Source organism: Streptomyces sp. Q6, from assembly GCF_036967205.1.
GTDB lineage: Bacteria > Actinomycetota > Actinomycetes > Streptomycetales > Streptomycetaceae > Streptomyces > Streptomyces citrinus.
This window is the reverse complement of the sequence record NZ_CP146022.1, coordinates 637,448-663,960: the sequence shown is the minus strand read 5'-3', so window position 1 is coordinate 663,960 and position 26,513 is coordinate 637,448. Positions and strand designations below refer to the sequence as shown.

The 26,513-nt window shown below is 72.7% G+C and carries 20 protein-coding genes and 2 pseudogenes; 10 read left to right on the top strand and 12 right to left on the bottom strand.

Translation table 11 applies throughout. The features are described 5' to 3' along the window. Positions 1-12 precede the first annotated feature (12 nt). The gene (locus tag V2W30_RS03240) at positions 13-273 is read left to right on the top strand and encodes an acyl carrier protein (RefSeq protein ID WP_338693500.1); all 261 of its coding nucleotides are present in this window, start codon (positions 13-15) and stop codon (positions 271-273) included. Here the strand turns inward: V2W30_RS03240 and V2W30_RS03235 are convergent. After that, positions 237-1,313, bottom strand: coding sequence for an acyltransferase domain-containing protein (locus V2W30_RS03235; protein WP_338693499.1), 1,077 nt, complete (start codon positions 1,311-1,313; stop codon positions 237-239). The two genes, V2W30_RS03240 and V2W30_RS03235, sit on opposite strands and share 37 nt — an antisense overlap. A gap of 152 nt (positions 1,314-1,465) precedes the next feature. Here V2W30_RS03235 and V2W30_RS41490 point away from each other — a divergent pair. From V2W30_RS41490 to V2W30_RS03220, 4 genes and pseudogenes are all read left to right on the top strand, one after another. Continuing rightward, positions 1,466-2,164 (top strand): annotated as a pseudogene (locus V2W30_RS41490) (AfsR/SARP family transcriptional regulator); the annotation flags it as partial. A 211-nt stretch (positions 2,165-2,375) separates the two neighbouring features. Further along, positions 2,376-3,650, top strand: coding sequence for a beta-ketoacyl-[acyl-carrier-protein] synthase family protein (locus V2W30_RS03230; protein ID WP_338693497.1), 1,275 nt, complete (start codon positions 2,376-2,378; stop codon positions 3,648-3,650). Beyond that, positions 3,647-4,909, top strand: coding sequence for a ketosynthase chain-length factor (locus tag V2W30_RS03225; RefSeq protein WP_338693495.1), 1,263 nt, complete (start codon positions 3,647-3,649; stop codon positions 4,907-4,909). The genes V2W30_RS03230 and V2W30_RS03225 overlap by 4 nt, the downstream gene beginning before the upstream one ends. 34 nt (positions 4,910-4,943) lie before the next feature. Further along, positions 4,944-5,201 (top strand): acyl carrier protein, encoded by a 258-nt coding sequence (locus V2W30_RS03220; protein ID WP_338693493.1) that lies wholly within the window; start codon positions 4,944-4,946, stop codon positions 5,199-5,201. A 69-nt stretch (positions 5,202-5,270) separates the two neighbouring features. Here V2W30_RS03220 and V2W30_RS03215 read toward each other — a convergent pair whose 3' ends face one another. Continuing rightward, the gene (locus V2W30_RS03215; protein WP_338693491.1) at positions 5,271-5,723 is read right to left on the bottom strand and encodes a nuclear transport factor 2 family protein; all 453 of its coding nucleotides are present in this window, start codon (positions 5,721-5,723) and stop codon (positions 5,271-5,273) included. A 140-nt stretch (positions 5,724-5,863) separates the two neighbouring features. On the opposite strand from V2W30_RS03215, the gene V2W30_RS03210 reads away from it, so the two are divergent. The 3 genes from V2W30_RS03210 to V2W30_RS03200 are packed head-to-tail and all read left to right on the top strand — an operon-like array spanning position 5,864 to position 8,627. Then, the gene (locus V2W30_RS03210; protein ID WP_338693489.1) at positions 5,864-6,688 is read left to right on the top strand and encodes an SDR family NAD(P)-dependent oxidoreductase; all 825 of its coding nucleotides are present in this window, start codon (positions 5,864-5,866) and stop codon (positions 6,686-6,688) included. Continuing rightward, complete coding sequence (locus tag V2W30_RS03205; RefSeq protein WP_338693487.1) at positions 6,688-7,680, top strand: aromatase/cyclase; 993 nt, start codon at positions 6,688-6,690, stop codon at positions 7,678-7,680. The genes V2W30_RS03210 and V2W30_RS03205 overlap by 1 nt, the downstream gene beginning before the upstream one ends. After that, positions 7,677-8,627 carry an MBL fold metallo-hydrolase gene (locus V2W30_RS03200; protein ID WP_338693485.1) on the top strand — a complete coding sequence of 317 codons (951 nt, stop codon included), beginning with the start codon at positions 7,677-7,679 and terminating at the stop codon, positions 8,625-8,627. Before V2W30_RS03205 ends, V2W30_RS03200 begins: the two co-directional genes overlap by 4 nt. 66 nt (positions 8,628-8,693) lie before the next feature. On the opposite strand, the gene V2W30_RS03195 is transcribed toward V2W30_RS03200, so the two are convergent. The 6 genes from V2W30_RS03195 to V2W30_RS03170 form a co-directional block, all read right to left on the bottom strand. Next, entirely contained in the window at positions 8,694-9,548 is an 855-nt protein-coding gene (locus V2W30_RS03195; protein ID WP_338693484.1) for an NmrA family NAD(P)-binding protein, read from the bottom strand. Next, positions 9,545-10,390, bottom strand: a complete 846-nt coding sequence (locus tag V2W30_RS03190) for an acyl-CoA dehydrogenase family protein (protein ID WP_338693482.1) — start codon at positions 10,388-10,390, stop codon at positions 9,545-9,547. The genes V2W30_RS03195 and V2W30_RS03190 overlap by 4 nt, the downstream gene beginning before the upstream one ends. Positions 10,391-10,786: 396 nt before the next feature. Further along, the gene (locus V2W30_RS03185; RefSeq protein ID WP_338693480.1) at positions 10,787-11,071 is read right to left on the bottom strand and encodes an antibiotic biosynthesis monooxygenase family protein; all 285 of its coding nucleotides are present in this window, start codon (positions 11,069-11,071) and stop codon (positions 10,787-10,789) included. A gap of 48 nt (positions 11,072-11,119) precedes the next feature. Further along, positions 11,120-12,451 carry an NAD(P)/FAD-dependent oxidoreductase gene (locus V2W30_RS03180; RefSeq protein ID WP_338693479.1) on the bottom strand — a complete coding sequence of 444 codons (1,332 nt, stop codon included), beginning with the start codon at positions 12,449-12,451 and terminating at the stop codon, positions 11,120-11,122. A gap of 73 nt (positions 12,452-12,524) precedes the next feature. Further along, positions 12,525-15,533, bottom strand: a complete 3,009-nt coding sequence (locus V2W30_RS03175) for an aminotransferase (RefSeq protein ID WP_338693478.1) — start codon at positions 15,531-15,533, stop codon at positions 12,525-12,527. A 72-nt stretch (positions 15,534-15,605) separates the two neighbouring features. Continuing rightward, a complete protein-coding gene (locus V2W30_RS03170) occupies positions 15,606-16,046 on the bottom strand; it encodes an Lrp/AsnC family transcriptional regulator (protein ID WP_338693476.1) in 441 nt (146 codons plus the stop codon). 378 nt (positions 16,047-16,424) lie between these two features. Between V2W30_RS03170 and V2W30_RS03165 the strand changes: the two are divergent. Continuing rightward, positions 16,425-18,220 (top strand): annotated as a pseudogene (locus tag V2W30_RS03165) (serine/threonine-protein kinase). A gap of 80 nt (positions 18,221-18,300) precedes the next feature. After that, entirely contained in the window at positions 18,301-18,477 is a 177-nt protein-coding gene (locus tag V2W30_RS03155; protein WP_338693470.1) for a hypothetical protein, read from the top strand. On the opposite strand, the gene V2W30_RS41485 is transcribed toward V2W30_RS03155, so the two are convergent. The 4 genes from V2W30_RS41485 to V2W30_RS03135 all read right to left on the bottom strand — a co-directional run bounded on the left by V2W30_RS41485 (position 18,392) and on the right by V2W30_RS03135 (position 26,484). Beyond that, positions 18,392-18,751: a lytic polysaccharide monooxygenase gene (locus V2W30_RS41485; protein WP_425244473.1), complete on the bottom strand. Its 360-nt coding sequence runs from the start codon at positions 18,749-18,751 to the stop codon at positions 18,392-18,394. The two genes, V2W30_RS03155 and V2W30_RS41485, sit on opposite strands and share 86 nt — an antisense overlap. 38 nt (positions 18,752-18,789) lie before the next feature. Continuing rightward, the gene (locus V2W30_RS03145; RefSeq protein ID WP_338693469.1) at positions 18,790-21,798 is read right to left on the bottom strand and encodes a family 16 glycoside hydrolase; all 3,009 of its coding nucleotides are present in this window, start codon (positions 21,796-21,798) and stop codon (positions 18,790-18,792) included. A 187-nt stretch (positions 21,799-21,985) separates the two neighbouring features. Beyond that, positions 21,986-23,395, bottom strand: a complete 1,410-nt coding sequence (locus tag V2W30_RS03140) for a DEAD/DEAH box helicase (protein ID WP_338693467.1) — start codon at positions 23,393-23,395, stop codon at positions 21,986-21,988. 137 nt (positions 23,396-23,532) lie between these two features. Beyond that, complete coding sequence (locus V2W30_RS03135) at positions 23,533-26,484, bottom strand: CARDB domain-containing protein (RefSeq protein ID WP_338693466.1); 2,952 nt, start codon at positions 26,482-26,484, stop codon at positions 23,533-23,535. Positions 26,485-26,513: the final 29 nt, after the last annotated feature.

Sequence of the window (26,513 nt, the reverse complement as noted above, 5' to 3'; positions counted from 1 at the left end):
AAAGGACCCGACGTGAGCGCCTTCACCCTCGACGAGTTCCGCAAGCTCGTGGACGACACCCTCGACAGCGAGGCCGCCGCCGCCCTCGACGAGACGACCCTGGACACCACGTTCACCGACCTCGGCTACGACTCGCTGACCGTGTTCGAACTCGTCACCCGCATCCAGGACGACTACCCGGTCACTATTTCCGACGAGCAGCTCGACGAGCTCAAGACCCCCTCGGCGCTGATCGCCTACGTGGCCGCCCGGCTCACCGAGGCGCGGGCGTGAACCGCCCGCGCCGCGTCCAGGGCGGCCACGTCGGCGGCCGTCCCCGTACCGTGCGACGGCAGCAGCGGCGCCACCACGACCGCACCGGAACGCACGGCGGGATGACGCCGGGCGGCCGCCGAGAGGCTGTGGTCGCAGCTCGCGTCGAGCAGGACGAGCCCGGGACCCTCGGTGTGCGCGTCGAGCAGCGCCCGCAGCGCGGGCCAGAACCGCACCGGGAGGCTCAACTGGTCACCCCAGAAGGCGGGGCGGCGCGCCTCGTCCCGCGTGAGACGGCGGGCGGTCCGGCACGAGATCAGCTCCCGCGTCGGCGCCCGCAGCTCCAGCGCGCCGAACGCGGCGGTGAACGCGTTCGCGACCGGCTCCATCGAGGGGCTGTGGAACCCGTGGTCCGAGCGGAGCGGCCGCACGGTCACCCCGGCCGCCCGCAGCCGCCGCGCGGCCTCGGCGAGAGGGCCGGAGGGACCCGAAAGGACCGTCTGCCGGGGCCCGTTGACCGCGCCCACCACCACGCCGTCGCGCGCGTGGGCGGCCAGCGCGGCGGCCGGGGCGGCGACCGCGAGCATCCCTCCCGCCGGGGCGGTCACCCGCGACCGCGCGGCCAGCAGGCCCGCGCCCTCCTCCAGGGTGAACACCCCGGCGAGGCAGGCCGCCGCGAGCTCGCCCGCGCTGTGCCCCACCAGCACGTCCACGCCGGAGCCCCAGCGGTCCACGGCACGCCCGAGCGCGTGCCCCACGGCGAACAGCAGAGGCTGCGCGGCACGCGCCTCGCCGATCGCGGAGCCGGGGGCCGCACGCAACCAGGTGGCACGCAGCGCTTCCCCTTGACCGCCGAGCCGATCCCCGGGCCGATCGCTGAGCCGACGGCCGCGCCGTTCACCGGAACGACCACCGCCCCGGCCGTCGAGCGCGTCGAAGAAGCGGAAGAAGTCGTCCATCGCGTCCGTGAACACCCGCTCCCGCCCGTACAGGCCGGCGGCCATCCGTTCGCGCTGCGCGCCCTGGCCGGGCAGCAGCAGTACGGTCCTTCGTTCGTCCATGGAGGCCTCCCGGGCTCTCGTGCTCGGCTGGAACCCCGCGACCCTCGCGAGACGGCCTCGACCGCGGGTCGAGTCCCTCTGGAATCCAGCGGGCCGAGGCAGGCGGGGGCACGTCCCCCGACCCGGCCGGGCACCGAACGGACCCGCCCGTGATGGACGTCCACGTGCTCGGACGCTTCCACGTCCTCGGCGCGCACGGCGACGGGGTGCCCGCGGCCCGCAAACCCCGGCAGGTCCTCGCCCTCCTGGTGCTCGGCGCCGGACACCCGGTCACCCCCGCGGCCCTGCTGGCGGAGCTGTGGGACGGCCATCCGCCGCGCAGCGCCGCGGCGACGCTCCAGACCTACGTGCTCCAGCTGCGCAAGGCGCTCGCCCGTGCCTGCGCCAGGCCACCGGCGGAGATCGCCCGACGCGTGCTGGTCACCGAGTACGGCGGTTACCGCTTCGAGGCCGGCGAGGGCTCCTGCGACCTGGACGGCTTCACCCGCCTGGAACGCGTCGCCCAGACCGCCGACCAGGCCGGGGACCACGCGGTGGCGACCCGGGCGGGCCGTGCCGCGCTGGCGCTCTGCGAGGGTCCGCTCTTCGGCGACGTCGAGCAGGGCAGACTGCTGCGCGCCGCCGCGGACCAGTTCGACCGGCGCCGACTGGCCCTCCAACTCCGGTGCGCCGCAGGAGAGATGGCGCTCGGCGGTCACCGCGACGCGGTCGGTGAACTCGCCGCCCTCGCCGTGGCCCGCCCCTGCGACGAGGAATTGTGCGCGCTGCTGATGACCGCCCTGCACCACTGCGGGCGCCGCTTCGACGCGCTGGCGGCCTTCGCCCGGTTGCGCACCGCCATGGCCGCCGAGTTGGGGTGGCGCCGGGCCCGGTCGTACGGCGGCTGTACCGGGCCGTACGGGCGGGCGACGCGATTCCCGTGCGCCCGCCCGCCGTACCCGGCGGCGCGGCCGCGAACGCCACCGTTCCTCGAGCCGACTTCGAGCCCGGCGCCGCAGACTTCCCGTCGCAAGCAGGCGTCACCCAGTCCGTCGTACCGCTCGCCCAAGGGGGAAAACCGCAGTGAACCGACAAGTCGCCATCACCGGGATCGGCGTGGTGGCACCGGGCGGAGTGGGCAAGAAGGCCTTCTGGGACCTGCTGGTCTCGGGCCGCACCGCCACCCGCACCCTCTCCTTCTTCGACCCCTCCCCGTTCCGCTCGCAGATCGCCGCCGAGGTCGACTTCGCGCCCGAGCGCCACGGACTCACGCCCCGCGAGATCCGCCGGCTGGACAGGGCCGCGCAGTTCGCCGTGGTCAGCGCCCGCGAGTGCCTCGCCGACAGCGGTCTGGAGTTCGCCGAACTCCGGCCGGAGCGGACCGGCGTCAGCGTCGGCAGCGCCGTCGGCGGCACCACCACGCTCGAACGCGAGTACCTCGCGCTCAGCGACAGCGGCCGCACCTGGGAACTCGACGCCGGATACATCTCCCCGCACCTGTTCGACGCGTTCGTACCCAGTTCCCTCGCGGCCGAAGTGGCCCGGGTCGTCGGCGCCGAGGGCCCGGCCGCCGTCGTCTCCACCGGCTGCACCTCCGGCCTCGACTCCCTCGGCTACGCCCGCGACCTGATCGCGGAGGGCAGCGCCGACGTCATGCTGGCCGGCGCCGCCGACACCCCCATCTCACCGATCGCCGTGGCCTGCTTCGACGCGATCAAGGCGACCTCACCGCGCAACGACGCGCCCGAGCACGCCTCGCGCCCCTTCGACCGCACCCGCAACGGCTTCGTCCTCGCGGAGGGCGCGGCCATGTTCGTCCTGGAGGAACTCGGCCACGCGAGGGCCCGCGGAGCGCACGTGTACGGGCTGATCTCCGGCTACGCCACGCGCTGCAACGCGTACCACATGACCGGGCTCAAGCCGGACGGCCGGGAGATGGCCGAGGCCATCCGCCACGCACTGGAGGAGGGCCGCACCGACCCCGCCTCCGTCGGCTACGTCAACGCGCACGGATCCGGCACCAAGCAGAACGACCGGCACGAGACGGCCGCCTTCAAGACCGCCCTCGGCGACCACGCCCGGCACGTGCCCATCAGCTCCATCAAGTCCATGATCGGCCACTCGCTGGGCGCGATCGGCTCGATCGAGATCGCGGCCTGCGCCCTCGCGCTGGAGTACGGCGCCGTGCCGCCCACCGCCAATCTGCACGAACCCGACCCCGAGTGCGACCTCGACTACGTGCCGAACGAGGCGCGCGAGGTCGCCGTCGACACCGTGCTCAGCGTCGGCAGCGGCTTCGGCGGCTTCCAGAGCGCGATGGTCCTCGCCCGTGAACCCCGTCAGGAGAGTGCGGCATGACCCTCGCACCGGCCCGGACCAGTACAACTACCCGTACCCGTACGGCGGTCGTGACCGGAATCGGTGTCGTCGCCCCCAACGGGCTCGGTGTCGAGGAGTGGTGGGCCGCCACGCTCAGCGGAGTCAGCGGCATCCGGCCCGTCGACTCCTTCGACGCCACCGGCTATCCGACCCGACTGGTGGGCCGCATCGAGGGCTTCGAGGACGCCGCGCACGTGCCGGGACGGCTGCTCCCGCAGACCGACCGGGTCACCAGGCTGGCCCTGGCCGCCACCGACTGGGCCCTCGCGGACGCGGCGGCGGAACCCGACACGATCCCCGAGTACGACAAGAGCGTGATCACCTCCAACGCCACGGGCGGCTTCGAGTTCACCCACCGCGAGATCCGCAAGCTCTGGACACAAGGACCGCAGCACGTCAGCGTGTACGAGTCCTTCGCCTGGTTCTACGCGGTCAACACCGGCCAGATCTCCATCCGCCACGGCATGCGCGGAGCCGGCGGTGTGCTCGTCTCCGAACAGGCCGGCGGCCTCGACGCGATCGGCCACGCCCGCCGCACGCTGCGCAAGGGCAGCACCTTCACGGTCACCGGCGGTGTCGAGTCGGCCCTCGACCCGTGGGGCCTGGCCGCGCACACGGCGAGCGGCCGCCTCTCGCGGGAACCCGACCCCGCCCGCGCCTACGTTCCCTTCGACACCCGGGCGAGCGGCCATGTCCCGGGGGAGGGCGGCGCGATCCTGATCCTGGAGGACGCCGCGGCCGCGGACCGGCGCGGAGCCCGGCAGGTCTACGGGGAGATCGCCGGATACGCCGCCACGTTCGACCCCGCCCCCGGCTCCGGGCGGCCACCCGGTCTCGAACGGGCCGCCCGCACCGCCCTCGCCGACGCGGGCGCGGAACCGTCCGACGTCGACGTGGTGTTCGCCGACGCCGCCGGTGATCCGGCCCTGGACCGGGCGGAGACCGCGGCCCTCACCGCGCTCTTCGGTCCGTACGGGGTGCCGGTGACCGCGCCCCGGACGATGACCGGACGGCTGGCCGCGGGAGGTCCCGCGCTGGATGTCGCGGCCGCCCTGCTGTCCGTACGCGACGGCGTCGTGCCCCCGACGATCAACGTCGCACGGCCCGGCCCCGACCACCGGATCGATCTCGTACGGGACGCGCCGCGCACCCTCGCGGTGCGCACCGCCCTCGTACTGGCGCGCGGACAGGGCGGATTCAACGCCGCCGTGGTCGTCCGCGCGCCGGAAGCCCAGTGACACCCCAAGGCCCGAAGGAGTGAGGACCCCCCACATGAGCACGATCACCCTGAACGACCTCCGGCAGATCCTCGCCGTGTGCGCCGGCGAGGACGAGGACACCGCCTTCGACGGAACCGACCTCGACACCCCGTTCACCGACCTCGGATACGACTCGCTCGCCATGCTGGAGACGGCGGCCCATGTCACCCAGCGATTCGGAGTGGAGATCGACGACACCGAGTTGTCGGATCTGCGGACCCCGCGGCAGTTCCTCGACGGCGTGAACGAGGTGCTCGCCCGAGCCGCCTGACGCGACGGCTGCACGACACGACGAAGGGGCCGACCGTGATCACGGTCGGCCCCTTCGTCACGCGTTCCGTCAGAACGACAGGTGATCCTGCGTCACCTTCCGTCGCAGCGTGCGCAGGTGACCGTCCTCGCGGACGAGCACGTCACGCACCACGCAGCTGGGCGCGATCACCGGCGTGGCCTGTCCGGGCCGGGTGATCACCACCAGGGCGTAGAACTCCGTCTGGATGCTGCCGTCGTCCTGCGGGCGTACGTCCAGCATGTTGAACCAGTGCCGTCGCTGCACGGGATCGTCGGCGAAGCGGCGCTCGTTGAAGCCGCGCACCTCCTCGGCGATCGCCTCGCGGCCCCGCGCCGGGGGCGAGTCGGGGGAGTGCTCGAACTCCCCGTCCTGGGCGAAGGTCGCGGCGAACTCCTCGGCCCGGACGGCGTCGAGGCGATGCGCCTGCCGGGCGTAGAACTGCTGGACCTCCGCGTAGAGGCCGGTGAGGGCGGCGGTCGCCGCCGGTGCGCTGGTGGTCACGGACACTCCTCGTCGCACGGTGTCCCGGCCGGTCGGCCGAACCGGATCAGCGTCGCCGAGCGGGCTCGACGCCTCCTCGAGCCCGCCTCAAGGGCGGTCGGACAGATTGACGCCATCGGACCATCGAGGGGAGCGCGGCCGTGACCGCAACGACAACGCAGACAGCCGAGGACCACGAGGCCGGAGCCGCCCGCCGCGGCACCGCCCTCGTCACCGGGGCGACCCGGGGCATCGGCCACGCCGTGGCCGCGGCCCTGGCGGGCAGCGGGCATCCGGTCTTCCTCTGCGCCCGCGACGAGGAGGCGCTGACCGCGACCGTCAAGGAACTGACCGAGCTCGGCCACGAGGCGGACGGCGCGGTCTGCGACGTCACCTCGGCCCCGGCGGTACGGGAGTTCGTGCGCGCCGCCGTCGACCGCTTCGGCCCGGTCGAGGTCCTCGTCAACAACGCGGGCCGCAGCGGCGGCGGCGTCACCGCCGACCTGCCCGACGAGCTCTGGTACGACGTGATCGACACCAACCTCAACAGCGTCTTCCTCGTGACGAAGGAGGCACTGACCACCGGCGGCATGCGCGAGCGCGACCGCGGCCGGATCATCAGCATCGCCTCCACCGGTGGGAAGCAGGGGGTGGTCTTCGGGGCGCCGTACTCGGCCTCCAAGCACGGGGTCATCGGCTTCACCAAGGCGCTGGGCCTGGAGCTCGCCCGGACCGGCATCACCGTCAACGCCGTCTGCCCCGGCTACGTCGAGACGCCGATGGCGGGCCAGGTCCGCCGGCACTACGCCGACCTGTGGGACGTACCGGAGGAGGAGGTGCTGAGCCGCTTCGAGGCGAAGATCCCGCTGGGCCGCTACAGCCGCCCCGACGAAGTGGCCGCGCTGGTCGGCTACCTGGCGTCCGACGCGGCCGCCGCCGTCACCGCGCAGGCGTGGAACGTGTGCGGCGGACTGGGGAACTACTGATGGGAGCTCCCGTGACCCCGCACACCGCCCGGCACACGGCCGTCCTCAAGGCGCCCGCGGCCCGCGCGTACGGCATCGTCGCCGACGTCCTCGACTGGCCGCTCTACTTCACCCCCTGCCTGCACGCCCAGGTACTGGAGAGCTCGCCCGACGGCGAACGCATCCGCCTGTGGGCGCTGGTCGGCCACGAGGTGCGCAGCTGGACCTCGCGGCGCACGTTCGACCCCGACGGGCTGCGCATCGGGTTCCGGCAGGAGAACAGCGCCCCGCCCCTCGCCTCGATGGGCGGCCACTGGGCGTTCGCGACCGAGCCGGCCGAGGGGACGAGTACGCTCGTCCTCGCCCACGACTGGACCCTCACCGACGACGACCCCGCATCGGCGCGCTGGGTGGCCGAAGCCCTCGACGGCAACAGCGTCACCGAGGTCGCCTCGGTCGTCGACTGGGCCGAACGCACCGACGCGGTGGGGGAGTTGGTGTTCTCCTTCACCGACGAGGTGGAGATCGACGGACCGGCCGACGAGGTGTACGCCTTCCTGCACCGGGCCGACCTCTGGCCGGACAGGCTCCCCCACGTCGCCCGCCTGGAACTCGGCACCACGCCCGCGGGCGAGGCCACGGCCGGGGCCGAGGTGCAGACGCTGGAGATGGACACCGCGGCCGCCGACGGCACGGTGCACACCACCCGCTCGGTACGGCTCTGCTTCCCCGGCGAGACCACCGCGCGGATCGTCTACAAGCAGACGACCGTGCCGCGCCCGCTGCTCGGCCACAGCGGCGAGTGGACCGTCACCGCGGGCGCGGACGGCCGCACACGGGTCATCGCACGCCACAGTGTCGCGCTCGACCCCGACGGCGTCACGGCGTTCTTCGGCGCCGGGACCGATCTCGCCGACGCCCGCGCGAAGGTGCGCGAGGCGCTGGGCGGCAACAGCCGCCGCACGCTCGCCGCGGCCCGCGCCCACGTGGAGAGCGGGAGCGGTCGCCGATGACCGAGACGCTCACCCCGCACGGCCACGGCACCCGCCCCGCCGCCCCACAGCGGATGCGGGAGATCGCCGACGGCGTCTTCGCGTACGTCCAGCCGGAGGGCGGCTGGTGCGTCAACAACGCCGGCGTCCTGGTCGGGTCCGACCGCGTCACCGTCATCGACACGGCCGCCACCGAAGCCAGGGCCCGCGCCCTGCGCCAGGCGATCGGCGACCTCACGGCCAGTCCGCCACGGGTCCTCGTCAACACGCACTTCCACGGCGACCACACCTTCGGCAACGCGGTCGTCGGCGGCTCGGACGCCGTGATCGTCGCCCACGAGCGGGCCCGTACGGAGATGGCCGCGGCCGGTCTCGGCCTCACCGGCCTGTGGCCCGACGTCGAGTGGGGCGGGATCTCCGTCACCCTGCCCCATCTCACGTACGAGGACCGCCTCGTCCTGCATCTCGACGACCGGCAGGCCGAGTTGATCCACGTCGGCCCCGCGCACACCACCAACGACACGGTCGTCTGGCTGCCGCGGGAGCGGGTGCTGTTCGCCGGTGACGTCCTCATGTCGGGGTGCACCCCGTTCGTCCTGATGGGCTCGGTCAGAGGCTCCCTGCGGGCCGTCGAACGGCTGCGCGCGCTCGACCCGCTCCTGGTGGTCGGCGGGCACGGCCCGGTCTGCGGACCGGAGGTCCTGGACGAGACGGCCGCGTATCTGCGCCGGATCCAGCGGCTCGCCGCGGACGGCGCGAAGGCCGGGCTGACGCCCCTGGAGACCGCCCGCGAAGCGGGTCCCGGCCCGTACGCGCACTGGCTGGACGCCGAACGACTCGTCGGGAACCTCCATCGGGCGTACGCCGAGCAGGCCGGAGGAGCGGACGGGGAACCTCTGGACGTCGTGTCCGTCTTCGGTGAGCTGGTGGCGTACAACGGCGGCCGTCTGCCGGCCTGTTACGCCTGACCGCGCTGGTCGACACACCACTGGGCCGCCGGCTTCGCGCCGGCGGCCCAGTGGTGTGTCCTCACGTCAGCCCAGGAACGCGTCCCGATGGTCCGTGACCCAGGTCCTGAACGACCGCGCGGGACGCCCGGTGACCTCCGCCACCGTGCCGGCCACCCCCGGCGGCCGCTCGGTGAAGTACCGCTCCACCCCCACCAGGGCCCGCGCGTACGGTTCGGGCAGATGCGCCGACGCGGCCCGGACCCACGCCTCTTCGGGCACCTGCTCCACGCGCAGCGGCCGCCCGACCGTCTCTGCGATGATCCGCGCCCTGTCGTGCATGTTGAGCAACCGCGGTCCCGACAGCGGCAGGACGCGCCCCGCCCACCGGTCGACCGCACCGCGCAACGCGACCGCGGCGACGTCGGCGATGTCCCGCGGGTCGATCAGCGCCACCGACAGCTGCGGGAACACGACCCTGACCACACCGTCGCCGCGCACGGCGGGCACCCAGTGCAGGGCGAGCGTGCTGAACGCCCCCGGCCGCAGGAACGTCGTCGGCACACCACTGGCCCGCAGCTGCCGCTCACCCTCCACATGCTTGCGGAACATCGGGTTGTCGTAGCCCGGGTCGGCGGCCGCCGACGCCGACAGCAGCACCACGTGCCGCAGCTCGGCCGCACGGCTCGCCGCGTGGGCGAACGCCGCCCCCGCGTCCGCGTCGAGCATCACGTAGGCCCGGTCGACCCCCTTCAGCGCACGGCCCAGCGCGTCGGCGTCCGCCAGATCACCCACGACCGGCTCCGCCCCGTCCGGCAGCACCGACCCCGCCCGCTCCGCGTCGCGGGTCAGCGCCCGCACCCGGGTCCCCGCGTCGAGGAGTTCCCGCACCAGGTGGCGGCCGACCGCCCCCGTCGCCCCGGTCACCAGAACCGTGTTCATCGCGCCTCGCCCTCCCGGCCGGACAGCGCCCAGGCCCCGTACGCGGCACCGCTGGACTCGAAGTCGAGCGCCACATGCGTGGCGGCGGTGTTGACATCACGCCAGAACCGCTGGACCGGGTCGGTCTCGGCCTGCCCGGAAGTGCCCCCCGCGCGGAACACGCGGTCCACGCCCGCTACGAGGAGTTCGGCGGCGAGCGCCGTGTCCCGCGCCCCGCGCACCGCGGCGGCGCCCTCGGGCACGGTCTCCGTACCGTCGGCGACCCGCGCGGTCCGCAGCAGGAGCAGCTCCGCCGCGTCCGCCTCGCCCGCCGCCCGCGCCAGCGTGGTCTGCACCGACCGCACCTCCCTGACGGCGCGCCCCCGTACATCGGTGCGCAGCGCCGTCCGCGCCGTCCACGTCCTGAGCGCGCCCCGGACGGCCCCGAGCAGCGGCGCCGCGAACGGCAGCGCGCCCACCGCGTGCATCGGCACCGTGTGGCAGCGCGCGTCGGAGGCCGGGGCGTCGCCCGCGAGGACCGCCGCACGCGCGAACGAACGGTGCTCGGGCACGAAGACGTCGGTCAGCACCATCGTGTCGCTGCCCGTGCCCCGCATCCCGACCGGGAACCAGGTCTCCTCGACCGCGAAGTCCCGTCGCGGCACCGCGAAGAAGCGCACCTGCGCCGGACCGTCCGCGTCCGCGCCGGCCACCGCGGCGCACGCGAGGACCCAGTCGGCGACGTGCACCCCGCTGATGTACGACCACGCGCCGGTCAGCCGCCACCCGCCCGCGGTGACCTCCGCCCCGCCCGACGGGATGAGCGCTCCGGCGACGAGCGTGTCGGGTCCCTCCGCCCACACCTCCTCCTGTCCGGCCTCGGGAAGGAAGGCCGCGTACCGCGCGGCGTACGCGGCGAGCGACGCGGTCCACGCCGCCGCCGCGCACCCTCCCCGACCCGTGCGACGGCCCCGGTCAGCTCGGCGAACCCGCCCTGCGCGCCTCCGTACGCCTTCGGTACGAAGTGCCGGGCGAACCCCGCATCCACCAGGGCGCCCACCACCTCCGGCGAGAGCCTCCGCGCGGTCTCGGCCGCCCGGGAGCCGCGGGCCGCGACCTCGGCGACGTGTGACGCTCGTTCACCGAGCGTCGAACTCCTGTGCTCCGACATGGTGTCTGCCACCTCCGCCGGGAGGATGACCCCGCTGTCTGGAGCCGGGCTCGACCCGTACTACAGCCCCGCGCCCCGGCCCCCGCGCTCACCCTTCGAGCAGCGTCTCGTACACGTCGGGATCCGTGCGCGCCTCGGCCCGCAGCCGCTCGAACAACTCCCGGACCCGCGGGCCGGAGGACGCCGCCGCGTGCGCCGCGGCGTCCTCCCACCGGGCCACCATCACCAGCCGCTCGGGCGTCCGCAGCGACCGGTGCAGCCGCAGCGAGTCGAAGCCCGGCTGCCTCTTCATGTGCGCGCAGATCTCGTCGAGCACCGCGAAGAGGGCCTTCTCGTCGCCGGTCAGGGTCAGTTGATTGATCATCGTCACCATGCGCTCATTCCACCGCACCCCGCTGGAATCCGGCTCGGGCGGGTGACGTCACCTCGTGGCGCGCACGTCCCGGGTGAGCCGGTCGAGCGAGACCGGTGCACCGAGAATCCGCTCGGCCGCGCGATGCCCCGACAGGAGCGCGCCGTGCACGGTGGCCGGCTCGTGCCCGTAGGTCGCCTCGCCCGCGAAATGGAGCACGCCGTCGACGGGCCCCGCCAGCGCGTCGTGGTCGTCGTGCGAGGAACCGACGGCGACGTACGAGTACGAGCCGAGGGCGAGCGGATCGCTGCCCCAGCGGGTGATCCAGTGCGCCACCGGGTCGGGGACACCGGCACCGTACAGCGCGCGCAGGGAGTCGAGGACCGAGGCGACCACCTCGTCGTCGGTCCGCCGCTCGATCTCCCGCCCCCAGGCGCCGCCGGCGAAGGTCAGCAGCATCGGCTCGCCGCTCACCACGGAGACGTCGTACCAGGAGTGCCAGGGGAAGCCGGCCCGGCCGTGCTGCCGGATCGCGTAGACGCCGTCCTGCCAGAACCGCTTCGGGAACTGGAGGAACACCTTGTTGAAGACGCCCATGCCGAGCCGGTCGATCGGCCCCGCGACGGCGTCCGGCAGCGCGGGCGTGAACGTGATCGCCCCCGCCTTGAGCACGCCCAGCGGCACCGTGACGATCACCTGGGCGGCGTCGAAGGACCCGACCTCCGTGTCGACCCGCACCCCGTCCGCCGACCTGGTGACCGCCGTCACCGTCGTTCCCGTACGCACGTCGAGGCCCTCGGCGAACGCGCGGGGCAGGGCGTCGAAGCCGCCGGGGAAGATGACCTCGTCGCCCTCGATGGCGTCCTCGTCGAGCGCGTGCGCGGCGACGTCCTCGACCTCCGCGCCGCACTGCTCCTCCGTGCGGTGACGGTAGAACGAGCGGACCCGGTCGGCGCGTTCGGGATCCCAGCCGGTCGCGGCGAGGGTGCGCTCGGCCGCGGCGGCGTAGCTCTCGTCGGGCCCGGAGTCCGCGATGGTCCGCTGGAAGAGCGCGTCCGCCGCGTCGACGTCGGCGATCCAGCGGCGGGTGGCGTCGTCGTCCAGGAGGCGCCGGGACGCGTCGTGGTCGGCGATCGGCCGCCCACCTGCCTGGAAGCTCCCCACGGTGAACTCGCGGGTCTCCATGCCGAACGCCGGGACGAGGTCCGTGAGCGGGTTGCCGGTGAGACCGTGGATCCACGAGGCGCCGCGGTCGACGGAGAACCCCGCCGTGCGGTCCGTCCACATCCGGCCGCCGACGCGCTCGCGTGCTTCGAGCACGATCACGCGGCGTCCGGCCGCGTGCAGGAGTCGGGCCGCGGTGAGGCCGGCGATGCCCGCGCCGACGACGATGGTGTCCATCAACTTCACTCTTCTCCGAGCTCTGTCACGGAAATCTTCACGGGGGAGGGGGACGGGCGTCGTACGGGTGCGGTCAGCCGGCGTGGCCGAGCTGGGTGAGGGCCAGGTCGAGGGTGTCGGCGAAGAAGTCCGCGGCCACGGTGTCGATGCACAGCGGCGGCTTGATCTTCAGGATGTTGAGGTGGTCGCCGGTGGGCTGGACGACGACGCCGAGGTCGAGCATCAGGTCGCACAGCTCGGCGGTCTCCTCCGTGGCGGGCTCCAGGGTCGCCCGGTCGCGGACGAGTTCGAGGCCGAGGTAGAGGCCCGAACCGTGCACCGCCCCGACGACGCGGTGCCGGTCCGCCAGGGCCCGGAGCCGCTCCTTGAGGTGACCACCGACGCGGACCGCGTTGCCCTGGAGATCCTCGTCGCGCAGCGCGTCCAGGACGGTGAGGCCGACCACGCTGGAGACCGGGCTGCCGCCGGTGGAGGAGAAGAAGTAGCCCTGCTCGCGGTACCGGTCGGCGATCTCCCGCGTGGTGATGACGGCGCCGAGCGGGTGTCCGTTGCCCATGGCCTTGGCGACGCAGACGATGTCGGGCACGACCCGCTGCTGCTCGAAGCCCCAGAACCAGTGCCCGAGCCGGCCGTAACCGGCCTGCACCTCGTCGGCGACGGCCAGACCGCCGTGCCGCCGCACCGCCGCGTACACCTGGTCCAGATAGCCGTCGGGCAGGGCGACCCCGCCGGCGTTGCCGTAGAAGGTCTCGCTGACGAACGCCCCGGCCGGCTGCCCGGCGGCCGCGAGACCGTCGATCACGGCGACGGCCTCCGCCGCGTAGCGCGCCGCGTCAACCCCGCGGTGGCGGCCCCGATACGGGTTGGGCGAGTCCACGGTGTGCACCCAACCCGGGCGCGTGGCCAGGGCGTTGGGGTTGTCCTGGAGGGAGGTGGAGACGGCGTCCGAGGCGTACGTCCAGCCGTGGTACGCCTCGCGCACGGCGACCACGTCGGGCCTGCCGGACGCGCCGACGGCGAGGCGCAGGCCCAGATCCACGGCCTCGGAGCCGGAGTTGACGAGGAAGACCGTGTCCAGGGGCTCGGGCAGCAGCGCGGCGAGGCGTTCGGTGAACTCCACCACCGCGGCGTAGTGGAACCGCGAGTTGGTGTTCAGCCGCCGCAACTGCCGGGTCACCGCCTGCTCGACACGAGGGTGGGCGTGGCCGAGCGGGGTGACGTTGTTGACGATGTCGAGGTAGGAGCGGCCGTCGGTGGACAGCAGGTGGTGGCGCCAGCCCCGCTCGATCCGGGGCGGCTCGGCGTAGTAGTGCTCCTGCACCGTCGCGAACACGGCATCACGTCGCTCCAGCAGGTCGGCGGTGCGTCGCGCGGGGTCCGTGGGAGCCAGGCCCAGGAGCGGGGCCGGGTCGGCGGTGAGCGGCAGCCAGCCCTCGGCGTACTCGGGACGCACCAGCGGCGGCAGGGCCGGGCTGTCGGGCGTGCGGAGCGCGACGTGGACCCGGCTCCCGGCGGGCAGGCGGACGAGGTCGTCGCCCGCCCGGACCGCCCGGCCCGCGGCGATCCCGGCGGCCGGCGGGACGGTGACGGGGAAGGACACCGTCAGCACGAAGGGCCCGCGCGCCGGCTGCTGGGCGACCTCCTCGGTGATCGCTTCGGTGAGCTCCACGCGTCCGGGCTCCGCCGTCAGGACCTGTCCCGCACCGGGGGCCTGGAGCACCGTCGCCCGGCCGAGTCGCACGTCGATGCCGGTGGGGACCGTCGCGCCGGAGCGCGTCGACAGGGCCGGGGCCAGATCCAGCCGTGCCCGCGCGTACCGGGTGGCGGTCGCGTGAGCGCCGCTCGCGAGCGCGGCGGACGACATCGTCTCCTCGGCGTCGGCGGCGAGCCAGGCTCCCGCGTCCATGGCGTCGGAGTCCGTGGACAGATCGAGTACGGCGACGCGGTCGGCCGCGATGTCGCGCAGCAGCGGGAGCGTCGGGGCAGCGGCGGCGACAGGGGTGTCGGCGAGCCCGACCGCGTTCCTGACGAGCCGGGTCATCACCGGCAGCGGCACGCGCACGGCCTGCTCGAAGATCCGCCACTCGCGGTCGAGCGCGGCGGTCGCGTAGGCGTTGTCCGCGTCGACCGCGGCCTGCTGCCGGCCGCTGACGACGAGTCCCGCGGCGCGCAGCACCACGAGCGGCCAGAGCGCGTCGGCCTCCGCGGCGGACAGCGGCCGCACGGCGTGGAAGGCGCGGACGGCGGGGAGCACGTGATGCGGTTCGACGCCGTCGTGATGGAGGACGGAGGAGAGCGTCACGGCGAGCTCGCCGATCGCCCAACTCGTCGTCAGATCACCGAAGTCGATGATTCCGTCGGGTATCGGCACGTGGCTGTCGGGACGGCGGATCAGGTTGTCGTCCGTGAGGTCCAGGTGCACGGCCTGGCGCGGCAGCGCGTCGGCGACCTCCTGGACGCGGCTCCAGGCCTCGGCGGTGGCGCCCTCGACGGCGGCCCGTCGCTCGGGCTCGTCGAGGTGCCCGGCGAGCGTCGCGACGACGCGGTCGGCGTACCGCGGGTCCCACTGGAGGACGCGGTCGAGGCCCGGATGGCCGAACTCCCGCAGGGCGGTGCTCACTTGGGCGGCGATCGTGCCCATCGCCGCGACCGTGCGGGGTGACAGGTGGCGCGGCCCGGACAGCGTGCCGCCGGGCAGGTGCCGTAGCAGACGGGCGACCGCGGGCCCACTGTCCGTGTCGACCGTGGTGCGGCGCGGGGTGCCGTCGGGGTGCCGTAGGACCGTGGCGATCCGCAGGTCGGGGTGTGCGTCGGCGATCAGGTCGGCGGCGGTGTCCTGCGCCTCGATCTCCAGGAGACCGAACGCCGGGTTGGCGATCTTCAGGACCGCGAGAACCGTCGCGTTCCCGTCCCGCAGCAGGAAGTTGGCGTCCTGCTGGCTTCCCAGCGGTTCCGCCCGCGCGCCGTCGACGCCGAGGTCCTTGCGGGCCATGGCCTCGGCCTCGGCCGGCGTGGTGCGCGGCACGGGAAGCGCGTCCTCGGCGAAGAAGTCGACCGTCGTACGGGGTTCGGGGTGCGGCATGGCGGAGTCCTCGACAGGGGGGCGCGGAGCGGGGTGGCGGGCGGGGGAGTGGGATCGGGGCGGTCGGGCGCCTCAGTCGACGTGCCACAGGAAGCGGTGGGTGTGGATCCCGAAGTACGGGAACTTCTCCACGGACGTGACGCCCTCGACGGCCCGGACGACGTCGTTGACGAAGTCGAGCAGGTCGTGCGGGCGCGCGCAGACGACCTCGACGAACAGGTCGAAGGTCCCGGCGGTCAGGACCGCGTAGACGACCTCGTCGTGCCCGGAGAGCGCGTCGGCCACCGCCCGGGGATCGCCGTCGACGCGCAGGCCGAGCAGCGCCATGGACTGATGGCCCATGGTCATCGGGTCGGTCACCCCCACCACCTGCACCGCCTTGGCGTCGATCAGGCGCTGCAACCGCAGCCGCGCGGCCGACGGGGACAGGCCCACCTTCGGCCCCAGCTCGGCGTAGGGGATCCGGCCGTCCACCTGCAACTCCCGCAGGATGGCCCGGTCGATCTCGTCCATGAAGTCCCTCTTCGCCCTTCGCCGCCGGAACAGTGATCGGTGATGCTGATGCGAGCACGATGCCGGTTCTTCACGCTCGAATCAAGAGGTTCGATGCGTGAATCGCGCGTGAAACGTCCTCGATCGCGCGGGAAGCGTCCTCGGGACAGGCGTGGAGCACGCGCCGAGCCGACGCCGTACAAAGGGCGTGCCGGACGGCGGGGAGCGGTACCGGGAATCGAGCGGCGGCCGAGGCCCGCGTTCGCGCGCTGCCCAACGGCACGTTGTAGCGCGACTGTTGCGACCGTGCCCACGGAATCGCTCCGCTGATTCGATATGTTTCCGGGGACTTCGGGGACCGGGCGGCGCATGTCGCCCTTGAGCAGGGGACGATGCGACATGGTGACACCTTCGGCGGAGCTGTTCCAGCCGCTCGGGGCCGATGATCCGCCGGTGGTGGGCGGCTACCGGCTGGCCGCCGTTCTGGGCGCCGGTGGAATGGGCAAGGTGTACCTCTCGTACACGCCGGGCGGCAGGCCCATCGCGCTGAAGGTGATCCGTCCCGAGTTCAGCCAGGACCCCGAATTCCGGCGCCGGTTCGAGCAGGAGGTCAGCTCCGCGCAGCGGGTGCAGGGGCTCTACACCGCTCCCGTCATCGACGGCGACACGAAGGGGCGCCAGCCCTGGCTGGCCACCGCGTACGTGCCGGGACCCTCGCTCGCGCACGCCGTCGCCCAGCACGGGGCGCTCCCGCTGCGCAGCGCGCTCCTGCTCACGGTCGGTGTCGCCGAGGCCCTGCACGTGATCCACGGCGCGGGCATCGTGCACCGTGATCTGAAGCCCGCCAACGTCCTGCTGGCCGGTGACGGGCCGCGGGTCATCGACTTCGGCATCGCCCGCGCGGCCGACGCGACCTCGCTGACCGGCACCGGCGTCTCCGTCGGCACACCGCACTTCATGGCCCCGGAGCAGGCGGCGGCCGGCACCATCACCCCCGCCACGGACGTGTTCGCCCTGGGCCAGATCACCGCCTTCGCCGCCATCGGCGCGCCCGCCTTCGGCGAGGGGTCCTCGCACGCGGTGCTCTACCGGATCGTCCACGAGGACCCCGACCTCAGCCAACTCCCCGACGTGCTGCGGCCGCTGGTGTCCCACTGCCTCAGTCGTGACCCCGCCGACCGGCCCAGCCTGACCGAGATCATCGAGAAGTGCCACGAGCTGTCCCCGACCCCGCTGCGGCAGGGCGAGGACTGGCTGCCGCAGACCTTCGCCGGCTCCATCACCGAGCGACTGCGTCTGCCCGCGCCCGCGCCGACCCCGCCGCCCGCCGCGACCGCGCCGACCCCGCCGCCACCGACCGCCGCGGCCACGCCCGCACCGCCCGTCGGTGCGCCCCCGCACGCCCCCACCGCTTTCGGGCCGCACACGCCCCCGCCGTCCCCGTACGCGCACACCGCGCCCTACCCTCGGCCCAGGGCCGCGCCCCGTACCCGACGCCCGTGCCCGCCCCACAGTGGAACCGCGGCTACGCGCCCCCGCACGCGCCCGGCATGCCCGCCCCCCGGCCGTGGCTCACGCCGCCCCCGCCGAAGAAGCGGACGGGGTTGATCGTCGCCGGCGCCGTCGTCGGGGTGTTCGCCGTGCTCGCGGTCATCGGCGCCCTGGCCCCCGAGGGGGACTCGGGCGACAGCCGGTCCGGATCGGGCGGCTCCAGCAGCTCGGGCGGGACGGGCGGGACGGCCAAGGGCAGCAACGGCAAACTGCCCGACCCCAAGCCCGCGAGCTACCAGGGCATCGACCTGACCGAGGACTACTACCTCAAGCTCGGCGACAGCCCGCCCAAGCCCCTCGACGGCGGCGACACCGGAGCCCAGTACATGGGCGGTGACCTGTACTACTACGACAACGGCTCGGCGACCGACGACCGGAAGATCGGCACCGACAACGGCAAGCTGGTCCTCCTCAACAACGCGCAGGAAGGCTCGCTGAAGACCTGCCGCACGGAGACCCGCTACACCGAGGAGATCAACCTCGACCAGCTCACCGCCGGATCGCAGATCTGCGTCCGCAGCGACGCGGGCCATATCGCCGTGGTCACCTACCGCGGCAAGTCCGGCGCAGGCGACCCGAGCAGGTACGTCACCGTCGACGTGACGGTCTGGCGCAACGCCGAAGAGGCCACGGAGAGCGACTGACCCGGACCGTCGCACGCCGGTGCGCGCTTGGCGCGTAATGCTCTGGCCACGTTTTCACGTGGGGCGCTACGGTTCTCCATATGTCCGCCACATATTCGCTGCGTGCCAGACGATCCGCCGATGAGCTCAATGCGCAGATCCGCCTGCTCATGCTGCGCTCCGGCGGATGGCTCAACGACGACCAGCGCCGCGAGTACGAGGTACTGGTCGCCGAATGGGCCGTCGCGGTCCGCGCCGACGCGGACGTGGTGGGCTGACCGCGACGACAGGCTCAGCCGTCGGCACCGGCCCGCCCGCGCCGGTGCCGGAGCAGCGGGGCGCCGCCGCCCGGGTGACCTCCCCGTCGCCGCGGTCGAAGACGACGTCCGAGCGGGAGAAGAAGTTCTCCGGGCTGTCCGAGCGGATCCACTGCACGAACACCATGTGCCGGCCCGTGCGCTCGGGCAGCCGCATCTCCCAGGAGTGGTGGCCCTGGGGTGCCGCGCACTCCTTCGAAACAGCCCCGCCGATGCCGCGCAGGGCCGCGCCCACGACGTCGTGGGCGCGGCCCGCAGGTCACGGCCGGACCCTCAACTCAGCGGCTCCACGCGGATGTTGCGGAACCGGACCTTGTTCCCGTGGTCCTGCAACCGGATCGCCCCGGCCGCGGGCCCCTCCGGTATGCCCGCGCCGGTCGGACCGTCGATCGCGACATCGTCGTGCACCTTCGTGCCGTTCCACACGATCGTCACCCGCGCGTCGGCCGTCTTGGCGCCGCTGTCGTCGAAGCGCGCCGCGCGGAACGTGATGTCGTACGTCTGCCAACTCTCCGGCTTCGTCGCCGCGTTGACGTCCGGTGCCTTCTTCAGATAGATCGCCCCGGCCTCGTTCGTGTCGAGGGTCGTGTCCCCGTACGAGTCGAGGATCTGTACCTCGTAGCGGTCCTGGAGGTAGATGCCGCTGTTGCCGCGGTTCTGCCCGGTCACGTCGTCGGGCAGCAGCGGGACCCGGAACTCCACGTGCAGCGTGAAGTCCCCGTACGCCTCCTTCGTGCGGATGTCGCCGCAGCACACCTCCATCGACTGCTCGGCGGTGAGCGGCCATGCGAGGCGCCGCCCGTCGGTGTGCTGCCACTGCGCCTGGGAGGCGGCGGTGCCGTCGAAGAGGGTGACCGGAGCGCCGTGCGGGCGCACGGTGATCAGGTCGAGGTTGACGTGCCCGGTGTCACCGGCGTCGAAGCGATAGGAGAGCGTGTTGCGGCCCGCCTTGAGCGTGACCCGTTCGGACCGCGTCGACCAGGCGTCCCACGTGCCCGTCGAGGCGAGCTTCGTCTGTCGCAGCTTCTCCCCATTGGCGTACAGGGAAAGGGACTTGGTGCCCTGGAACGGGTTGGGGCCGTTCGAGTAGCGCAGGTTCACGTCGTAGTCACCGGCCTCGGGGACCGTGACGTCGAAGGTCGTCGCGGCCTTGCCCTCGGTGTTGTACCGGTCGACGAAACCGCTGCCCGAGTAGCCGGGGTGGTCGGTGTTGATGCCGGCCGTCCCGGTCAGGCGGGCCTCCTCCGCCTCGTAGAGGGTGGCGGGCGGCGGCTGCTTGCCCGGCAGCGCGTTGAGCGTGTACCAGGCCTCCGTGCTCCACAGTGTCTCGCCGGACGCGGACGCGAAGGGGCGCGGGGAGCGCACGTGCACGACGCGGTCGGGCTTGAGGCCGTCGAGCCGCAGCCGCACGGTGCGGCCGTCGTCGGCGAGCGTCGCCGAGCGGACGGCCAGCTTCTCCTCGCCGATCTTCGGCCCGCCGTAGTCCGACGTCGGCGTGTACCGCCACTGCTCGGCCTCGTAGCGCTCGGCCAGCTTCTCGGCGGTGGCCTGCGACAGCGGCTGCGTGTACTCCAGGTCGAAGCCGCCGGGGACCGCGCGCATCTCCTTGACGTCGAAGGTGTTGCCGCCGTTCGGTGTCAGCTTCTGGAGGCCGAACTTCAGCTTCCCTTCCTGGCCCCAGTTCCCGTCGGCACCGAGCCCGCCCGCGTAGATCGCGCCGTCGGGCCCCATCGTGATCCGGTTGACGCCGGCTTCCAGGCCCTGTGTGTAGCGGAACACGGCGCCCTGGTACTGGCCTTTCACCTTCTCCAGGTAACCGCGTTGCAGTCCGCCGTACGTGACGTCGCCGAAGAGCATCTGTCCGGCGAAGCGGCCCTCCTTCAAGTACAGCGGTGTGCTCGGGGAGTTGGCGATCTCGTTCTGCGGCAGCCACAGCACCGGCCGGGTCACCGGCCGGTCGTCGAACGGGCCCGACGGCTCGGTGTAGTGGTTGAAGAAGCGGTCCTGCTTGATCTGGACGAGCTTCGACGCGGGCAGCCAGCCGCCCTGGTTGTCGGTGGTGAAGATGTCACCGTCCGGGCCCCAGCCGATCCCGTTCGGCGTGCGCAGCCCTCCGGCCACCGCGTGGATCTTCCCCGTCTTCCTGCTGACCTTGTACGTGGTGCCGCGCCCCGGCGCGGGCTGCGGGGTGGTGGTCGCGCCGCCGTAGTCGATGGCGACGGACAGGTTCACGTAGAAGTAGCCGTCCTTGTAGAGCAGCCCGAACGCGAACTCGTGGAAGTTGCCGCCGTACGGCCAGGTGGCGACCGTGCGGTACTCGTCGGTGACCAGGTCCTTGTCGGTGTCGACGAGTCGGGTCAGCTCGTGTTTCTGCGACACGTACAGCGAACCGTCGACGTACTTGATGCCCATCGGTTCGCGCAGCCCGCTCGCGACCCTCTTCACGGTCACCTTGTCGCGGCTGGTGTCACCGGTGACGTGGTCGAGGACGTACACCTCGCCGTCCTTGTTCTGCGACCCGCCCCACGTGCTGAGCGCGAGGCGCCCGTCGGGCAGCCAGTCCATCCCGGTGACCTGGGGCTCGAAGCCGTCGGGCCGCAGGTCGGTGAGGTCGAGGTCGGGGCGTACGCCGTCGAGCGGCAGGCCGTCGCCGGGGCTGTCCGCGCCCGACTCGCACTCCTTGCGGCCCGGCGCGGTCACCCGGACCACGCCCGCGTCGGTGCTCAGCGCCTCGCGCGGCACGACGCCGAAGTCGCTCGCGCCCGGCGGCTTCCACGCCAGCGTGAGCTGCTGTCCGCCGGTCCGCTCGAAGTAGTCGACGCGGAACGGGTGGGAACCGGCGGTGAGCTGGACGGAACCGTCCTTGGGCTCGGCGCCGTGCAGGCCGTCGTGGTCGATGACCTCGCGGTCGTCGATGGTCAGCCGTGAGCCGTCGTCGCTGGTGAGCCGGAAGGTGTAGCTTCCGTCGCTCGGGATCACCAGGTAACCGGACGCCTCGGCCGCGAAGTTGTCGGCGAATCCGCCGAAGTCGCCGGTCGTGGACCAGTCCACGGTCGGCATCAACGCGTCGTGGTTCGGGGTCTGTCGCGGTTTGAGCGTGCAGAGCTTGCTGAGCGGGACCTGGGTGTCGAAGACGCGCAGGGTGACGCCCGGCTCCTGCGGCGGGATGTCGTCGGGCGCGGCGGCGGACGGGGGAGCGGTCATGATTCCCCCGGCGAGGAACCCTCCGACGAGCAGGGTGGCGAGCCGTCTTCGGGCATGCGGGAACAGCCGTGGATGCATCGGTCCTCCTGGACGGGACCGGAGGCCGCCGGATTGCACCCCGGTCTGGCTGGTACGCCTACGGTTGCGCCGTCACGCTAGAAGACTTCTGCCGATCCCGTCCATACTTTGTCATCGATGAGTTCAAAGTCGGGAACGCACTCAACCCCCGTGGAGGCCACGGGGGTTGGGATCACCTGGGCTTCGGTCAGCGGCCGCGGCGGCGCATCTGCGCGGCCTTGCGGGCCTCGGCGAGCTTGCGTGCCTCACCGGCCTTGCGGGACGTCCCGCCGCTCTTGCCGCCACCACTGCTCTTGCCGCCGCCGCTGCCTCCCGCGGCCGGGGTGGCCTTGCTGGTGCCGAGGCCGCGGAACGGAGCGTTGGTGTTCTTCGGCTTCGCCGCGCTCGGGTCGCTGTCGAGCGGCTTGCCGGACGGCTGCCTCGCCCCGGTGATCCGGCTCAGCTCCGCCTCGCCCGAGCGCACCTTGGTGACCTTCGGCGCGATCCCGGCGTCGGTGAGCACCTGGCTCGTCTCCCGGCGCTGCCCCGACAGGACCAGGGTGACGACCCGGCCGGACTCGCCGGCACGCGCGGTACGGCCCGCGCGGTGCAGATAGTCCTTGGGGTCGGTGGGCGGGTCGACGTTCACCACGAGGTCCAGGTCGTCGACGTGCAGACCGCGCGCCGCGACGTTCGTCGCCACCAGCGCGGTCACCCCGCCGCTCTTGAACTGCGCCAGGGTCCGGCTCCGCTGCGGCTGCGACTTGCCGCTGTGCAGCGCCGCGGCGTGCACGCCGTTGGCCCGCAGGTGCCGGGTGAGCAGGTCCACGCTGTGCTTCGTGTCGAGGAACATCAGGACCCGGCCGTCGCGGGCGGCGATCTCCGTCGCGACGGCGTACCGGTCGGGCCCGTGCACGACCAGGACGTGGTGGTCCATCGTCGTGACGGCGCCCGCGGACGGGTCGACCTCGTGCACGACGGGGTCGTGGAGGTAGCGCTGCACGAGCTCGTCGACGTCACGGTCGAGGGTCGCCGAGAACAGCATCCGCTGGCCGCCGGCGCGCACCTGGTCGAGCGCCTCGGTGACCTGCGGCAGGAACCCCATGTCGCACATCTGGTCGGCCTCGTCGAGCACGGTGATCCGCACCCGGTCCAGGCGGCAGGCCTTGCGCTCGATCAGGTCGTGCAGCCGTCCCGGTGTGGCCACGACGACCTCGGCGCCCTCCCGCAGCGCCGCGATCTGGCGGGCGATCGAGATCCCGCCGACGACCGTGGCCGTCCGCAGGCCCAGCGCATGGGCGTACGGGGTGAGCGCCTCGGTGACCTGCTGGGCCAGCTCGCGCGTCGGCACCAGGACCAGCGCGAGGGGCTGCTTCGCCTCCGCGCGGCGGCCGGCCGTGCGGGCGAGCAGCGGCAGGCCGAACGCGAGGGTCTTGCCCGAGCCGGTGCGCCCGCGCCCCAGGACGTCGCGCCCCGCGAGGGCGCTGGGGACCGTGGCCGCCTGGATCGGGAAGGGCTCCCGTACGTCCTGCTCGTCCAGGGTGTGCAGAAGAGCGGCCGGCAGATCGAGTTCGGCGAAGGTGGTGACGGTCGGCACCGCCGGGTTCGAGGAGTCCATGAGGAGCCTTCCGCGTAGGAGACGTACCGAGGAAGGCCCGGCAGGAACGCAAAGTACTGAGATTAACACCGAGCGGCCGCTCAGGCCTGCCGCCCGGACCCCCACCGGGGGTCCGGGCGGCCTCGTGAGCGCGTCTCCTATCGGTTGGCGGCGCCGTTGATCACGAACTGCGACCCGGGTTCGACCAGGACGTCTCCGTCCCGCGAGTCACTGATCGTGACGTTCGAGAGCGTCGCGCTGCCGCGCGCCCCGCCCATGGCGAGGATGCCGGAGCCGTTGACGGACCGGGAGATCGTCACGTTGGTGATCTTCGCGTCCGGGATCGCTCCGCCGCCCGTCTTGAACTGGATGCCGTCGTACGTCGAGTCGTGGATGTCGGTGTCACGGATGGTGACCCCGGGGATGTCCGGGCCCTGCGCGAACAGCGTGATCGCGCCGAACTCCTGGTCCTCGTTCCAGAACGCGCCGCCGGTGCGGTACAGACCGTTGTTCGCGATCAGGGTCTGCCCGGAGAACGGGATCGGGTCGTGGTCGGTGGCCAGCATGATGCCCGGGTAGTTCATGGTGTCGTAGACCAGATTGTTCTCGATCTTGTTGCCGTAGCCGCCGTACACCGCGATGCCGTTGGCGCGCCACGGCAGCTGCACGGTGTTGTTGCGGAAGGCGTTGTCGTGGCCGACGTCGACCGAGGTGTCCTTGACGTACTTGTTGGCCCAGACGGCGAGCGCGTCGTCACCGGTGTTGCGGAACGAGGAGTTGAAGACGGTCGAGTTGCGGGTGCCGTTGGTGAAGTTGATGCCGTCCGCGTAGGTGTTGCGGATGCGCATGCCGGTGAACTCCAGGCCGTCGCCGGGGCCCCAGAGCTCGGGGATGTTGCTGTAGTCGCGGCCGACCCAGGTGCCGACGTTGGCGTGCTCGATCCACACGTTGCTGATCTTGGTGTTCTTGCCGAAGCGGCCGTTGAGCCCGACCCCGCCCTCCGCGTTGCCGTCGCCGCCGCGGATGGTGCCCGAGCCGAAGATCGCGATGTCGGAGATCTTGGTGTTGTCGTCGATGTCGAAGCCGAAGTTGCCCTCGTGCGGATGGTTGATGCCGCCCGCGTTCTGCGGCGCGATCAGCGAGTACAGCTGGGAGTGCCACATGCCGGCGCCGCGGATCGTCACGTCGCGGATGCCGACCTGGTTGTACTGGCCGCGGTCGAGCGGGTCGTCGGTGAGGATCTTCTTCTCCTGGCGCCACTGCCCGGCCGGGATCCACACGCAGGCGATCTCGCCCTTCTGGTCGGCGGTGACGGCCTTCTGGATCGCGGCCGCGTCGTCGATCCCGTCGTTGGGGACGGCGCCGTACGCCGTGATCGACGTGCACTCGGCCGGCTTGCTCGCCGCGGGCGCCACCTGCTCCAGGTCGATCAGGTCGACGACGTAGTACGCGGCGTCGTCACCGGCGTCGCGCTGCAACCGGAACGTCGTGCCCTGCGGGTAGGTCCGCGTGAGCAGCGCGTGCGTCTCGTCGAAGAGGCGGCGGGCGTCGCCGCCCGGGGTGTTGGTCAGGCCCTCGGGCTGGTCCGTGGTCCCGTACAGCCAGCTGTGCTTGGAGGACAGCGTCAGCTTCTGCACGAAGGTGCCGTCGGCGTACAGGCTGAGGGTCTTCTCCTGACCGCCGCCGCCCGGCGCGTCCGGGAGGGAGTTGCGCACGACGATCGAGTTGCTCGCGTTCTTCGAGGTGAACTCCACGTACTGGCCGGTGGAGTTGAGGCGAACGGCCTGCCGGCCGGAGGACTCGGTGGCGAAGTTCGTGTGCCCGAACGTGCGCGCGGCGTCGCTCTTGAGGAGGGTGCCGTCGTAGCGGCCGTCCTCCGCCTCGTACTCCGTGTACGGCACCGCCGCGCCGCGGCCGACCACGATCGAGCGTGCGAAGACGTTGTTGTTCTCGTTCGTCTCGCTCACCACGTTCGTGGCGTCGGCGGTCGCGGTGAGGGTGGCGCCGCCGCTGGTCGCGGTCCAGCCACCGGAGAGGTCGACGGTGGCGGTCTCGCCCGCGGCGACGGCGGGCGCCGTGCCGTTCAGGGTCGTGGCGCCGACCGTCAGCCGGGTCACGGTGCCCGCGGCGGCCGTGCTGGTGCCGCGGTTGTGGACCTTCACCGCGAACGTGACATTCGCGCCGACGGCGGGACTGGCCGGATTGGAGGTGATGCCCGTGACCTCCAGGTCGGGGCCCGGACTCTGACTGACCGTCAACTTCGTGTCGGCGGCCTTGCTGTTGTTGTCCTCGGCGAGTTCCCTGATCGTGTCGGCCGGGTCCACCAGGGCCGAGAGGGTGTAGCTGCCCTGCGCCCGCCTGCCGATGTCGACCGTGACCGTGGCCGAGGCGCCGGCGTCGAGCGCACCCACCGCTGCGGAGCCCGCGACGGTGCCGCCCAAACTGACGTCGAGCGTCGTCGCGGCGGACGGCGCGGTCCCGTTGTTGCGCACCGTGGCCTTCACCTTCACGGCGTCGCTCTCGCTGGGCTGTGCGGGCTCCCAGCTCAGCGCGGACACCGTCAGGTCGGGGGCCGGCGCCGCGGTGCCGTTGACCTGGAGCTCGGCGATCTGGCCCCCGTATCCGGAGCTGTTGGCGGAGAACTTCAACTGGACGTCGGCGTAGCTCCCGGAGACCGGGATCGTCACCGTGTTCTGGTTGGCGCCGGGGTCGAACGTGTAGTCCGCGCGCGCCTTCACCGTGCCGAAGGTGTTCCCCGACGCCTTGCGGCCCAGCACCTCGATGCTCTGGGTGCGGGTGGACCAGGCCGGGTCCGGGTTGAGCTTGAGGACGAGCGAGGTGAGATCGGCGTCGGCGCCGAGCTTCACGGTGAGCGTCGACGGACTGCCGCCCGCCTCCCAGTACGTGCTCGTGCTCCCGTCGTTGGCGTTCGTCGCGACGTAGTTCTGGATCGTCGACGACGCCTCGATGGGCTTGTTCAGGGCCAGGTTCGTGGCCGCCTGGGCGATCGGTGCCGGGGCCGCCACGGCGGCGGGCAGGAACCCGGCGGTGGCGAGTGCGGCGCCCAGCCAGACGGCGAGGAGCCGTCGGGCGCGTGGTCTGCGTCTCACGGATGTCCTTTCATGGTGCGCGGGTGGGG

Bases quoted from the DNA above. Each gene is read 5' to 3' on its own strand.
- V2W30_RS03235 (WP_338693499.1), bottom strand. From the start codon at position 1,313: ATGGACGAACGAAGGACCGTACTGCTGCTGCCCGGCCAGGGCGCGCAG.
- V2W30_RS03155 (WP_338693470.1), top strand. From the start codon at position 18,301: ATGTCCGCCACATATTCGCTGCGTGCCAGACGATCCGCCGATGAGCTC.
- V2W30_RS03205 (WP_338693487.1), top strand. From the start codon at position 6,688: ATGGGAGCTCCCGTGACCCCGCACACCGCCCGGCACACGGCCGTCCTC.
- V2W30_RS03195 (WP_338693484.1), bottom strand. From the start codon at position 9,548: ATGAACACGGTTCTGGTGACCGGGGCGACGGGGGCGGTCGGCCGCCAC.
- V2W30_RS03185 (WP_338693480.1), bottom strand. From the start codon at position 11,071: ATGGTGACGATGATCAATCAACTGACCCTGACCGGCGACGAGAAGGCC.
- V2W30_RS03140 (WP_338693467.1), bottom strand. From the start codon at position 23,395: ATGGACTCCTCGAACCCGGCGGTGCCGACCGTCACCACCTTCGCCGAA.
- V2W30_RS03145 (WP_338693469.1), bottom strand. From the start codon at position 21,798: ATGCATCCACGGCTGTTCCCGCATGCCCGAAGACGGCTCGCCACCCTG.
- V2W30_RS03170 (WP_338693476.1), bottom strand. From the start codon at position 16,046: ATGGACGAGATCGACCGGGCCATCCTGCGGGAGTTGCAGGTGGACGGC.
- V2W30_RS03225 (WP_338693495.1), top strand. From the start codon at position 3,647: ATGACCCTCGCACCGGCCCGGACCAGTACAACTACCCGTACCCGTACG.
- V2W30_RS03200 (WP_338693485.1), top strand. From the start codon at position 7,677: ATGACCGAGACGCTCACCCCGCACGGCCACGGCACCCGCCCCGCCGCC.
- V2W30_RS03175 (WP_338693478.1), bottom strand. From the start codon at position 15,533: ATGCCGCACCCCGAACCCCGTACGACGGTCGACTTCTTCGCCGAGGAC.
- V2W30_RS03220 (WP_338693493.1), top strand. From the start codon at position 4,944: ATGAGCACGATCACCCTGAACGACCTCCGGCAGATCCTCGCCGTGTGC.
- V2W30_RS03180 (WP_338693479.1), bottom strand. From the start codon at position 12,451: ATGGACACCATCGTCGTCGGCGCGGGCATCGCCGGCCTCACCGCGGCC.